Here is a 12,194-nt window from a genome sequence, read left to right on the forward strand (position 1 = left end):
CGGGGTGACGGGCGGGATCAGGCGTCGGCCGCCAGCCGGGACGCGGCCACGGCCTCCTCGACCCGCAGGGCAGCATCCAGCGCGGCGCGTCCGGCGGTGCCGTCCGCTTCCACCGCGGCGCCGTCCAGGCAGGCCGCGGCGAAGCTGGCATGCTCGGCTTCCAGGCTGTCACGGTCCTGCCAGGAGGACTGCAGGGCCCCGAAGCCGGGCAGCTGGTCCAGCGGCTGCACTTCCGCGCCGGACGCGCCCTTGCGGACGACGTGCAGCGTGCGGGCCAGGAAATCCATCTGCAGGTAGCCCGCGGTGCCGAAGAGCCGCAGGCGGCGCTCCATCTTCAGGCTGACCCGGCTGGCGGTCAGCGTCGCCACGGCGCCGTTGCCGAAACGCAGCCGGGCATTGGCGATGTCCGTCCGCTCGGAGGCCACGGCGCTGCCCACCGCGTCCACCCCCACCAGCGGCGCGCCGAACACCGCCAGGGCGAGGTCGAGGTCGTGGATCATCAGGTCCAGCACCACGGACACATCCAGCGAGCGCGGGCGGAAGGGCGCGATGCGCACCGCTTCCAGGTAGAGCGGCCGGCCGACCCGGGCGGCCACCCCGCCCTCGGCCCGCAGCGCCGCCATGCCGGCGGAGAAGCGTTCGAGGTGGCCGACCTGCAGCACCCGGCCCCGTTCCGCCGCCAGGGCGATCAGGGCGTCGGCCTCGGCCAGGGTGGCGGCGATCGGCTTCTCCACCAGCACGTGGCGCCCGGCCGTCAGCGCCGCCATGGCGAGGCCGGCATGGAAGGCAGTGGGACAGGCCACGATCAGCGCGTCGGCCGCGGCGATCAGCGCCGGGGCGTCGAGGGCAGCGACCCCGGCCTCGGCCGCCACGGAAGCGGCCCGGGCGGGGTCGGCGTCGTGCACGCCCACCAGCTCGGTCCGAGCACCGGCGGCCGCCTTCAGCGCGTGGAAGCGGCCGAAATGCCCGACCCCGAGAACGCCCAGTTTCAGCCGCATGCCTGCCCCCGTACCCGTCGCGAATCGGCGCCGGCTCTAGCAGGTCCCGCCCTCGCTTGCATCACGGGGTCGCGAGACGCATGTTCCGGCCGCCTCGACCACGCCGGCATCCGCCGACCGGTCCCATGAAAACGGGGGTCCCAGCCGGGCCATGTTGTATTTCGCGCGGTGGAAGGTTGCCGCGATCCTCGGCGTCATCGTCCTGGGCGTGCTGCTCTGCCTGCCGAACCTGATCCCCCGCTCCTCGCTGCCGGGCTGGGCCACGGGGCGGCAGATCTCGCTCGGCCTGGACCTGCGCGGCGGGTCCTACCTGCTGCTGGAGGTGGATCTCGGCACCGTCGTGCGCGACCGGCTGGAAGCCATCTCGGACGGCGCCCGCACCCGGCTGCGGCAGGCCAATATCGGCTACACCGCCCTGGCCGCCGACAACGCCGCCCGCCGGGTGACCCTGCGCCTGCGCGACCCGAACCAAGCCCCGGCCGCGGTGGCCCAACTGCGCGAGCTGGCCAACCCCGTGCCCGGACCGCAGGGCAGCACCAGCCCGGACATCGAGGTCGCCGCCACCCCCGACGGCGTTGTGACCGCCACGGTGACGGAGAGCGGCCTGCAGGGCCGCGCCAGCGGTGCGGTGGAACAGTCCATCGAGATCGTGCGCCGCCGCGTGGACGAGACGGGCGTGGCCGAGGCGCTGGTGGCGCGCCAGGGCCAGAACCGCATCCTGGTGCAGCTCCCGGGCGTCGAGGACCCGAACCGCATCAAGGACCTGCTGGGCCGCACCGCCCGGATGACCTTCCACCTGCTGGACGAGAACGCCAACCTGCAGGCCACGCTGCCGCCGCCGGGCGTGCAGTTCCTGCAGGGCGAGCGCGATGGCCAGCGCTACGCCGTGCGCCGCCGCGTGGAGGTGGACGGTGCCAACCTGAGCGACGCCCGCGCCGGCCAGGACAGCCAGACCCGCGAATGGGTGGTGAACTTCACCTTCGACAGCGTCGGCTCCCGCCGTTTCGCCGACATCACTCGCGCCAATGTCGGCCGGCCCTTCGCCATCGTGCTGGACGACAAGGTGATCACCGCCCCGGTCATCCGCGAGCCCATCACCGGCGGCCGCGGGCAGATCAGCGGCAACTTCACCGCCCAGGGCGCCAATGACGTGGCGGTGCTGCTGCGCGCCGGCGCCTTGCCCGCCCCGCTGACCGTGGTGGAGGAGCGCACCGTCGGGCCCGAGCTGGGGGCGGACGCGATCCGCGCCGGGCTGATCTCCCTGGCCGTCGGGACGGTGCTGGTGTTGGCCTATATGGGCTTCGCCTACGGGCTGTTCGGCTGGTTCGCCAACCTGGCGCTGCTGATCAACCTGGTGCTGACCGGCGCGGCGCTGAGCCTGTTGCAGGCGACGCTGACGCTGCCGGGCATCGCCGGCGTGGTGCTGACGCTGGGCACGGCGGTGGACGCCAACATCCTGATCAACGAGCGCATCCGCGAGGAGGTGCGCGCCGGCCGCAACCCGGTCTCGGCGCTGGAAGCCGGCTTCGGCAAGGCCTACGGCACCATCCTGGACAGCAACCTGACCAACCTGATCGCCATCGCCTGCCTCTACGCCTTCGGCTCCGGCCCGGTGAAGGGCTTCGCGGTGACGGTGGCGCTGGGCACGGTGGTGCACCTGTTTACCGCGACCACACTGGTTCGCCTCATGATCTCCCGGTGGTACGCGTGGCGCCGGCCGCGCGTGCTGCCGGTCTGAAGGGCAGTCCCATGCTCAGCTTCCTGTCCCGCCCGATGTTTCGCGTGGTGCCCGACGATACCAAGATCCGCTTCATGCGCGGCCGCTTCGCCGGGCTGATCGTGTCGGCCTTCCTGTCCGCCGCATCGCTGGTGCTGGCCTATCACCCCGGCCTGCAGAAGGGCATCGACTTCCGCGGCGGCATCCTGATGGAAGCCCGCACCCCCGGCCCGGCCGATATCGGCCAGATCCGCACGGCGCTGGACCGGCTGGGCCTGGGCGAAGCCGGCGTGCAGGAATTCGGCGCGCCCGATTCCGTGCTGCTGCGCCTGCCCGTGCAGGGCGAGGAATCCGCCACCCAGCAGGCCGTGGCCAAGGTGCGCGGCGCGCTGGAACAGCTGGCCCCCGGCACCCGCATCCTGCGCACCGACGCCGTGGGCAACCGCGTGTCGGACGAGCTGTTCCTGAGCGGCATGTACGCGCTCGGCCTCTCGCTGCTGGCGATGCTGATCTACATCTGGTTCCGCTTCGAATGGCAGTTCGCCGTCGGCGCGGTGGCGACCCTGATCCTGGACACCACCAAGGCGGTGGGCTTCCTGGTGGTCACGCAGATCGAGTTCAACCTGACCACCGTGGCCGCGATCCTGACCATCATCGGCTTCGGCGTGAACGACAAGGTCGTGGTCTATGACCGCGTCCGCGAGAACCTGCGCAAGTTCAAGACCATGCCGCTGCGCGACCTGATCGACATGAGCATCAACCAGACGCTCAACCGCACGGTCGGCACCTCGGCGACGCTGCTGCTCTCGGCCCTGCCGCTGGCGCTGTTCGGCGGCGAGGCGCTGTCCGGCTTCGCCTGGACGGTGCTGTTCGGCATCGTGGTGGCGACCTCCTCCTCCATCTTCATCGCGGCGCCGCTGCTGCTGTTCCTGGGCGAGCACCGGCTGCGCCGCGGCGTGGAACTGCCGGCGGCGCCGAAGCGCCCGGCCACCGCCTCGCCGCGATGAGCCACCCCGCCCCCATGCCCGGACGGCGCAGCCTGCTGCTGGGCCTGGGGGCTGCCCTCGCCGCCCCGCCGCGCCTCGGCGTGGCGGGAAGCGCCGGGCGGGTGACGCTGATGAGCGGCGCCACCGAAGGGGGTGCGGCGGACAACTGGGTGCGGGCCTTCGCGCCCTTTCTGGAACGGCACCTGCCGCGGCGTTCGGTGGAGGTGGTCAGCCGCTCCGGACTCGGCGGGTTGAGCATGCTGAACGCGCTGGTGGACGCCGCCCCGGACGGGCGGATGCTGGGCCATGTGCTGACGCCGGAACTGCTGGCCCGCGCGGTGGAACAGGGCGCGCCGGACATGCCGCTGCGGCTGCGCTTCCTGGGCTCGGTGGCCGAGGAGCCCGTGGTGCTGGTGGCCTCTCCCGGGGTGGATCTGGCGGAGCTGCGCGCGCTGGGGGATGGCGGCGTGCTCGGCCTGCCGCCGGCCGGCACCGGCGCCGCCCTCGCCGCCTCGGGGCTGGTGGGGCTGCTGTCGCTCTCGCCGCTGAACTTCCCCTCGGGGGCGGCGGCGCGGCAGGCGGCGCTGTCGGGCAATGTGGCGGCCGCCCTGGTGCGGCTGCCCGACACGATCGCCGCCCTGCGCGACGGCCGGCTTTCGGCCGTGGGCGTCGCTTCCGACCGGCGCTGCGAGTTGCTGGGGGACGTGCCGACCCTGGCGGAACAGGGCGTGCCCGTGCGCGCCGCATCCCGCCGCGGCTTCGTGCTGCCCCTGGGCGTGCCGGACGAATTGGCGCGCCCGCTGGCGGCGGCGCTGCGCGACGCGGTGTCGGACCCCGAATACGCGGCCCAGGCCCAGGCCCTCGGCAGCCTGCCGCGCTACCTCGACGAGGCCGCCTGGACCGATCTGGTGCGCCGCGATCTGGCCGCGCTGACCAAGCGCTGGGCCACCGCGCCCTGGGTCGCGCCGGCGGGCTGACCGGGCCGCCGGCCGGGCCTCTCAGCCGGCAAAGGCACGGCGGTACAGCGCCACGATCTCCGCCGCGTCCGGCACGCGCGGGTTGTTGGCGGGACTGCCCGAGGCCAGCGCCTGCGCCGCCATGGTGGGCAGCAGGGCGTCCCAGCGCGCGCCGTCGATCCCCCAGGCCGCCGGCGACGGCACGCCGAGGTCGCGGTTCAGGGCCCGCAACCCGTCCAGCAGCGCCCGCCCGGCCGCCTCGTCCCCCGCCGTCGCGCCGGCCAGGCCCATGAGGCGGGCAGCCTCGGCGTAGCGCGGCAGTGCGGCGGCAAGGCTGAACTCCGTCACCACGGGCAGCAGCATGGCGTTGGACAGCCCGTGCGGGACGTGGAAATGCGCCCCCAGCGGCCGCGACATCCCGTGCACCAGCGCCACGGAGGCGTTGGAAAAAGCGAGGCCGGCCAGGGTGGCGCCGCGCATCATCGCTTCCCGCGCTGCGGCGTTGCCCGGCTCCGCGAAGGCGGTGCGCAGGTGCGGCGCGATCAGCCGCATGGCCGCCCGGGCGAAGTCGTCGGAGAAGGGATTGGCGCGCTTCGACACGAAGGCTTCCAGCGCGTGGGTCAGGCTGTCCACGCCGGTGTCCGCGGTGGTGCGGGGCGGCACGCTCCAGCTCAGCTCGTGGTCCACCACCGCGGCGACGGGCAGGGCGCCGAGCCCGGCGATCAGCATCTTCTCGTCGCGCTCGGTGTCGGTGATCACGGTGAAGCGGGTGGCCTCGCTGCCGGTGCCCGCCGTGGTCGGCACGCAGATCACCGGGAGGGCGGCGCGGTCGGCGCTGTTCGGCGCCTTGAGCGTGCGGATGTGCTCGCCCTCCGGCAGGGCGGCGAGGAGGGCCATGGCCTTGGCCGTGTCCATCGGGCTGCCGCCGCCGAAGCCGATCAGGCAATCGAACCCGCCCCGCCGCAGCCGCGCCACGCCGGCCGTCACCACCGCGTCGGTGGGGTCCGGCACGGTGTCGTGGAACACCTCGACCGGCAGTTCCGCCCGGCGCAGCGGCAGGAGGCAGCGCTCCACCGTGCCGGAGGACACCATCCAGGGATCGGTCACCACCAGCGGCCGGCGCAGGCCGAGCTGCCCGAGCACCTCGGCGAGGCGCGACACGGTGCCACCACCGACCAGCATCAGCCGGGGCGCGAACAGCGAAACCTGCATGCGAACCGCTCCCTCCTGGCGGGCCGGGTGTTCCCGGCCCTTCCGCCGCAGGTTAGCGGGCCTCGACGGGCGCTGTCAGGCCCGCGCGCTACGGCCGGCCCGGCGCAGGTCAGCGGCCCCCAGCCCGCGCGCTTTACACAGCGCCGCGGCGCAGCGTCGCCGCCAGCACGTCGAGCCCGGCGGCGACCTCCGCGTGCCAGTCGCGGGCCAGCTGCTGCGAACCCGCCAGCAACTCGTCGCGCAGGCCGGCGGAGCGCTCGTGCTCCGTCATCCAGGCGGCCACCTCGGCGGCATCGATGGCCTGTTGCGCGGGATGGGTCGTGGGCAGGCCGGCAAAGGCGTCGGAGGTACCGATCACCGGGCGGCCGAAGCACAGCGCCTCCACCGTCTTGATCTTCAGGCCGGTGCCGCCCTCCATCGGGTTCACGGCGCAGCGGATCAGCCGGTACACCTCCTCCGCATCGCGCACCGGGCCGATCGCCGTGCCCGCCGAGCGGAAGCGGCGCGGCACGGCGGCATCGCCCGCCACTAGCCAGGGCAGCTCGGGGCCGCCCTCGGCCTCGATGCGGGCCAGGGCATCGTCCAGCGCTTCCAGCGCCCGGGTGTTCCAGACATTGGCGCTGGCCAGGGTGCCGAAGGGCCAGGGGCCGGGCGGCTCGGCTCCTTCCCCGAAGCGCAGCGGCGGGGCATGGCCCACCGTCAGCACGGGACGCCCGGTGCGCCCGCGCAGCACCTCGCTCTCGGCCGGCTGGATTCCCAGCACGAGGTCGGCCCGGTCCAGGCCGCGCGATTCCTCCGCCAGGCCCGTCCAGTACCAGGAGGGCGCGAGCCCCGCCGTCAGCGCCGCTTCCCGCCGGCCGCCGACCAGGTCATGCGTGTCCAGCAGCCGCAGGGCGCCCGGCACCGCTTCCAGCACCGCCGACAGCCAAGTGTAGGACGCGATCACCGCGTCGTAGCGATGCTTCCCGTGCAGCGCCGCCACCGCCTCCACCGTGCTGTCCGGGCACCAATCGTCCAGCGCCCAGCGGTCGGGATGCGAGGGCATCGGCCGGGTGCGCCAGGGCAGTGGGTGCAGCGCCGCCCAGCCGCGGCCCAGCGCGGCCCGGTGGTCGGTGGACGCCTCGCCGTCCACCGGGCAGGCGAGCTCGGCCGGCAGGCCGCGCGCGGCCAGCGCCTCGCCCAGGGCGCGCAGCCGCGCGGCATTGCCCGCCCGCACCGGCCAGGGCGCCATCGGCGACACGATCAGCAGCTTCGGCGGCGCCCGCCGTGACACCCCGGGCGCGTGCAGCGACCCAGGCGTTTGCAGCGGCCCGGCGGCGCTCAGCGGTCCGGGCGCGCGCAGCGGCGGTGCGGCGCGGAACTCCTCGATCACGTCGCGGTAGGCGCGCGCCACCGCATCCGGGTCCAGCGCCGTGCGGGCGTAGCGTGCCGCGCGCTCGCCCACAAGGTCGGCAAGGCCGGGCTGCGCCGCCATCGCCACCAGCGCCTCGGCCAGGGGCTGCTGCGGTCCCAGGGCGGGCAGGTGCAGCGCCGCGTCCACGGGCAGCTCGGCGTAGGCGGCCACCCCCGACACCAGGGTGCAGCGCCCGGCCGCCAGGGCGCGGGCCAGCGTGCCGGAGCTTTCGCCGACGGAGGGCGCGCGCAGGTTGGCCAGCGCGTTGCAGGCCGCGACGTGCTGCGCCAGCGACTCCTCGGTCAGGTAGCCCGTCGCGCGCAGGTGGCCGGAGGCGGCCAGGGCCGGCGCGATCGCCGCGGCATCCCCTTCCCCGGCATGGATCCAGAGCAGGTCGGCGCGGCGGCGCAGCGCCTCGGCCACCGCTTCCGCCACCCAGTCCAGCCGCTTCGCCCGCGCCGGGAAGCCGGCGGTCAGCAGGATGAACCGGTGCGGCGGCAAGCGCAGCGCGGCGCGGGCCGCCGCCCGGTCCGCGGACGCCGGTTGCGCGAGGTGCGGGATCACGGCGCAGCGCCCGGCCAGGGCCGGGTGCAGCTGCCGCAGCCGGTTCAGCGCGTAGCGGGAATGCACCACCACGGCGCGGGCGTCGCGCAGCCCCTGCGCCACCAGGTCGAACACCGCGGCCGCCGCCCCGGCCTGCCCGCCGGTGTCCAGCCATTCCCGCCCCAGCGTGTCCGCCAGCGCGGGCGAGGCTGCGCGCATCGCGTCCCGCAGCCCGGCCTCCGCGCCGGCCGCGGCCAGCCGCACCGGCACCGCCAGGGTCAGGTCGTGCAGCGTGACGACGCCGGGAACCCGCCGCATCGCCCGCAGCACCGCCGCGTGGCCGGCGCTGTTGCCGAGCTGGTGCAGCACCCGCGCGAAGGGCGGCGGGTCGTCCTCGGCCAGCCGCACGCCGGCCGGCGGCTCCGCCGGTGCTTCGGCATGCGCCACGCAGTCGTAATGGGCCGACAAGGCTTCCAGCAGGCTGGCGGCATAATCGGCGACGCCGTTGCGCGCGGGGGGCAAGGGCGTGAACATATGAAGGCGCGGCAACGCGTTGATGGTCCCTCATGCCCGGCCGGGGCAAGCCGGGATGTTGCGGATGACGGTGAGCGCCGTCCAGGGAGAGTCGCCCATCTCATGTCCGACGAGCAAGCCTGCCCCCAGTTCGAGCATGCCGGCATCGGCCCGCAGCTGATCCGCCTGCGCTGCGTGGCGCCCGGCACCCTGCCGCAGCCGGTGGTGGCCTGGCTGGGCGGCATCGAGGTCGGCATGGGTGCCCAGGCCGGCGCCGTGCAGCTGGACGAGGAGCTGGAACTCGCGGTGTCGCGCCTTCCCTGCGTGCCGCCGCCCGCGCTGCTGCGCTTCGCCGTGCCCGAGGGAGTCGAGGACCTCGCGCCACCCTTGCCGCTGGGGGACGGGCTGACGCCCTGGCGCCTGCTGGGGGCCGGCGCGCCCGAGGTGGAAGGGCTGGAGGTGCAGAACGGCGTGCTGCGCGGGGTGGTGCTGAATGCCGTGAACGGCCTCTTCGCCCCGGTGCTGTCGGCGCGGGTCAATGGCGGCCCGCCGCGGGCCGTGGTGAGCGAGCCGCCGCGGCCGCGCCCCGACGGCAGCTCCTCCATCCGCTTCGCACTGACCCTGCGCGTCGAGGACATCGGCGAAACCGGGCTGACGGTGGAGATTGCCGCCCAGGGGGTCGAGGCGCCGCTGGCTCGCTGGGCCCTCGCCCCGCTGCTGCCCGGCGCCGCGGAGGAGGCCATGGCCAGCCTGCTGTCCCGCCAGCGCGGCGCCGAGCACGCCGCCGCCCTGCGCGACGCCCGGCTGCGGCTCGACCTCGACCGCGGCATGGCCGAGCGCGACGCCCGCTTCGAGGCTTTCGCCGAGCACGCGATGGGCCTGCTGCTGGCCGGTCCGGGCGCCGAGCCGGTGCGGGTCGGGCCGGAGGATCCCCGGATCGAGGCGCTGCGGGCCCTGGTGGCCGGCGCGGTGCCGCCGCCGCCGGAACTGCCGGCGCAGCGGGTGCTGCCCGCCGGGCACCCCGCCTACACCCTGGGCTGGCACCCGCCCGAGCCGGAGTTCCGCTGGATGGGGCCGAGCGGTCTGGTGGAGAACCCCGATCCTTGGCGCCCCGTGCAGTCCGTGCTGGTGCGGTTGCACCACGTTTACGGCGGCGGGCAGCCCCGGCTGCTGGCCAGCTTCGACGCCCGCGATGCCCCCGCCCTGCTGCGCAACGAGGGGCGCGAGGTGCTGGTGGCCGCGGACGTGCCGGTGGCCTTCGACGTGCTGCGGCTGGACAGCCTGTCGCACGGCAGCCCGGCGCGGGAGGGCGTCGGCGACGACGCGCGCGAATTGTCCGTCGCCGTGGCCGAGGTGGTGTTCCACTACGCCTGACCGGCGCAGCGGCCGGCGGTTCAGCCGGCGGGCAGCTCGCCGTGCCGGTCGAAGATTGCCTCGCCGCCGCGCAGGGTGAGGTCGGCGCGGGTGGCGCGGATCGCTTCGGGCCCGCCGGCGAACACGTCCCGCGACAGCACGGCCAGGTCGGCCAGCATGCCCGATTCCAGCGTGCCGCGGCGCCCTTCCGCGAACTGGGTGAAGGCGCCGCACCAAGTCTGACAGTGCAGCGCTTCCGCCACCGTCAGGCGCTGCTCCGCCCCCAGCACCGTGCCGCGGTTGGTTTGCCGCGTGACCATGGTGAGGAGGTTGTTGAACGGGTCCACCGCGCTGACCGGCGCGTCCGAGGAGGCGGCGGGGTGCTGGCCGTCGCGCAGCCAGAACCGCATCGGGTAGCTCGCGACGGTGCGCTCCGGCCCGAGGTTGCGCAGGTACAGGTCGCCGAACTCGTAAAGGAACACCGGCTGCGGCACGGGCAGGATGCCGCGCGCGCGCATGCGGCGCCCCTGGTCGGGCCGCAGGAAGCCGCAATGCTCGACCCGGTGGCGCCGGCCGGCGATCGGCGGTCCGTCGGCATCGGCCGCTTCCATGGCGGAGAGCACCTGCTCGATCGCCGCGTCGCCGATGGCGTGGATCGCCAGCTGCCAGCCCTGGCGATGATAGCGCCCGAGCATCTCCCGCATCGCCGAGCCGGGAAAGCACAGCAGCCCGGTGCCGCCGCCAGCCTCGGCGCGGTAGGGCTCGCCGAAGGCCGCGGTCAGCCCGCCGGCGGAACCGTCGGCGAAGACCTTCACCGCGGCCCAGGCGAGCCGCTCGTCGGCGAGGTCGGGACGCAGCCCGGCCTCCCAGGCTTCGGCCGCGATGCCCTCCGGGTTGCCGGCCAGCACCTGCCACATGCGCTGGTGCAGCCGCCCTTCCGCCAGGGCGCGGCGATAGGCCGCGACCTCCGCCAGCCCGGCCACCATGCCGACATTCATGTCGGTGGCGCTGGCGAAGCCGCGGGCGGCGAGGTCGCGGCCCGCGGCCTCGATGGCGGCCACCATCGCCGCCTCGTCCGGCACCGGGACGTGGTCGCGCAGCAGGTTCAGCGCGCGTTCCTGCAGGAGGCCGGTCAGCCGGCCGTCGCGGCGCTCCAGCAGCCCGCCTTCCGGATCGGGGGTGGCGGGTCCCAGCCCGGCCAGGCGCAGCGCCCCGGTGCTGGCCACGCCCCTATGGCCGCAGGTGCGAGTCACCAGCACGGGGTTGTCGGGCGCCGCGGCCTGCAGTTCCGCCGCGTCGGGGTGCCGGCCGATATCCAGCTCGCCCTGGTCGTAGCCGCGCCCGAGCACCCAGGCGCCGCGCGGCAGCCGGGCGGCGGCGGCGCGGACGCGGGTCAGGACCTCGTCGAGGCTGCGGACGCCGTCATCCGGCCGCAGGTTCACCTGGCTGAGCCCCAGGCCGTAGGGCAGCAGGTGCATGTGCGCTTCGTTGAAGGCGGGGATGGCGAGGCGTCCTGCCAGTTCCAGGCGCGGCGTGCCCGCGGGGGCGGCGGCCTCGACCTCCGCTTGGTCGCCGACCGCGGCGACGCGGCCGTCGCGCAGCAGGACCGCCTCGGCGAACTCCCCTTCCCCGTTCCGGCCCAGGCCGCGAAAGATGCGGCCGCCGCGCAGCAGGAGGTCGCCGGTCACGAGCGCCAGTCGGTCCCTTCGCCCTCGATCAGCCGCAGCGCCGAGTTCCACAGCATCCGGGCGTGCTCGCCGCCGCCGCCGGGACGGTTGAACTGCGCCGCCGTTTTCCGGCGCACCTCCTCGGGCGGAAAGATCAGCTCGGCGCCGCCGGCCAGGGCCGCCACCTGCGCCTGGCAAGCGCGTTCCAGGTAGTAGATCGTGTGGAAGGCCTGCGGGATGGAGGCACCGCAGGCCAGCAGCCCGTGATTGGCCAGGATCATCGCGTCGTGCGGGCCGAGATCGGCCACCAGCCGGTCGCGCTCGTCCAGGTCCAGCGCGATCCCCTCGTAGCCGTGATAGGCGAGGTGGCCGTAGAACTTCAGCGCGTGCTGCGAGATCGGCAGCAGCCCTTGCTTCTGCGCCGACACGGCGATGCCGGCGCTGGTGTGGGTGTGCACCACGCACATCGCGTCCGGCCGGTGCATGTGCACGGCGGAATGGATGGTGAAGCCCGCGGCGTTGACCGGCTTGCTCTGCGGCTCGTCCTCCAGCACCTGGCCGTCGAGGTCGATCTTTACGAGGTCGCTGGCCCGCATCTCGTGGAACAGCACGCCGTAGCGGTTGATCAGGAAGTGATGCCCGGGGCCGGGCAGCCGGGCGCTGAGGTGAGTGTAGATCAGGTCCGTCATGCGGTGATGCGCGACGAGGCGGTACAGCGCCGCCAGGTCGCAGCGGATCTGCCACTCCTCGGCCGAGCAGTTTCGCAGCGTGCTGGGCGGGGTGGCGAGGTTCACGGCGGGCCCTTCCGACAACGGAAGCGGAGTTTCTGCCCCGGCCCCCGGCGCCGTCAACCGAC

The 12,194-nt window shown here is 74.7% G+C and carries 9 protein-coding genes; 4 read left to right on the forward strand and 5 right to left on the reverse strand.

Annotated elements, in window-relative coordinates:
* Positions 1–17: 17 nt before the first annotated feature.
* Positions 18–998, reverse strand: coding sequence for a Gfo/Idh/MocA family protein (locus ACLIBK_RS01990; RefSeq protein ID WP_415385520.1), 981 nt, complete (start codon positions 996–998; stop codon positions 18–20).
* Between the two features lie 151 nt (positions 999–1,149).
* Between ACLIBK_RS01990 and secD the strand changes: the two genes are divergently transcribed.
* The 3 genes from secD to ACLIBK_RS02005 are packed head-to-tail and all read left to right on the forward strand — an operon-like array spanning position 1,150 to position 4,678.
* Positions 1,150–2,736, forward strand: a complete 1,587-nt coding sequence (gene secD, locus ACLIBK_RS01995; protein WP_415385521.1) for a protein translocase subunit SecD — start codon at positions 1,150–1,152, stop codon at positions 2,734–2,736.
* A gap of 11 nt (positions 2,737–2,747) precedes the next feature.
* On the forward strand, positions 2,748–3,722 hold the full coding sequence (secF, locus tag ACLIBK_RS02000; RefSeq protein ID WP_415385522.1) for a protein translocase subunit SecF: 975 nt from the start codon (positions 2,748–2,750) through the stop codon (positions 3,720–3,722).
* Between the two features lie 14 nt (positions 3,723–3,736).
* Positions 3,737–4,678 (forward strand): tripartite tricarboxylate transporter substrate-binding protein, encoded by a 942-nt coding sequence (locus ACLIBK_RS02005; RefSeq protein ID WP_415385523.1) that lies wholly within the window; start codon positions 3,737–3,739, stop codon positions 4,676–4,678.
* Positions 4,679–4,699: 21 nt separating this feature from the next.
* Here ACLIBK_RS02005 and ACLIBK_RS02010 read toward each other — a convergent pair whose 3' ends face one another.
* Together ACLIBK_RS02010 and ACLIBK_RS02015 are read right to left on the reverse strand one after the other, a co-directional pair.
* Positions 4,700–5,869: an iron-containing alcohol dehydrogenase gene (locus ACLIBK_RS02010; RefSeq protein WP_415385524.1), complete on the reverse strand. Its 1,170-nt coding sequence runs from the start codon at positions 5,867–5,869 to the stop codon at positions 4,700–4,702.
* 133 nt (positions 5,870–6,002) lie between these two features.
* Positions 6,003–8,354 carry a glycosyltransferase gene (locus ACLIBK_RS02015; RefSeq protein ID WP_415385525.1) on the reverse strand — a complete coding sequence of 784 codons (2,352 nt, stop codon included), beginning with the start codon at positions 8,352–8,354 and terminating at the stop codon, positions 6,003–6,005.
* Between the two features lie 87 nt (positions 8,355–8,441).
* Here ACLIBK_RS02015 and ACLIBK_RS02020 point away from each other — a divergent pair, with 87 nt between their 5' ends.
* Positions 8,442–9,692 carry a hypothetical protein gene (locus tag ACLIBK_RS02020; protein WP_415385526.1) on the forward strand — a complete coding sequence of 417 codons (1,251 nt, stop codon included), beginning with the start codon at positions 8,442–8,444 and terminating at the stop codon, positions 9,690–9,692.
* 20 nt (positions 9,693–9,712) lie between these two features.
* Here the strand turns inward: ACLIBK_RS02020 and ACLIBK_RS02025 are convergent, their stop codons facing one another.
* On the reverse strand, positions 9,713–11,359 hold the full coding sequence (locus tag ACLIBK_RS02025; protein WP_415385527.1) for an amidohydrolase: 1,647 nt from the start codon (positions 11,357–11,359) through the stop codon (positions 9,713–9,715).
* Complete coding sequence (locus ACLIBK_RS02030; RefSeq protein ID WP_415385528.1) at positions 11,356–12,132, reverse strand: class II aldolase/adducin family protein; 777 nt, start codon at positions 12,130–12,132, stop codon at positions 11,356–11,358. The genes ACLIBK_RS02025 and ACLIBK_RS02030 overlap by 4 nt, the downstream gene beginning before the upstream one ends.
* Positions 12,133–12,194: the final 62 nt, after the last annotated feature.

This window comes from Roseomonas sp. BN140053, assembly GCF_047690175.1.
Lineage (GTDB): Bacteria > Pseudomonadota > Alphaproteobacteria > Acetobacterales > Acetobacteraceae > Roseomonas.

What these genes read in the sequence shown, in the direction of transcription:
- ACLIBK_RS01990 (WP_415385520.1), bottom strand. Translation starts at nt 998, where the DNA reads ATGCGGCTGAAACTGGGCGTTCTCGGGGTCGGGCATTTCGGCCGCTTC.
- secD (WP_415385521.1), top strand. Translation starts at nt 1,150, where the DNA reads ATGTTGTATTTCGCGCGGTGGAAGGTTGCCGCGATCCTCGGCGTCATC.
- secF (WP_415385522.1), top strand. Translation starts at nt 2,748, where the DNA reads ATGCTCAGCTTCCTGTCCCGCCCGATGTTTCGCGTGGTGCCCGACGAT.
- ACLIBK_RS02005 (WP_415385523.1), top strand. Translation starts at nt 3,737, where the DNA reads ATGCCCGGACGGCGCAGCCTGCTGCTGGGCCTGGGGGCTGCCCTCGCC.
- ACLIBK_RS02010 (WP_415385524.1), bottom strand. Translation starts at nt 5,869, where the DNA reads ATGCAGGTTTCGCTGTTCGCGCCCCGGCTGATGCTGGTCGGTGGTGGC.
- ACLIBK_RS02020 (WP_415385526.1), top strand. Translation starts at nt 8,442, where the DNA reads ATGTCCGACGAGCAAGCCTGCCCCCAGTTCGAGCATGCCGGCATCGGC.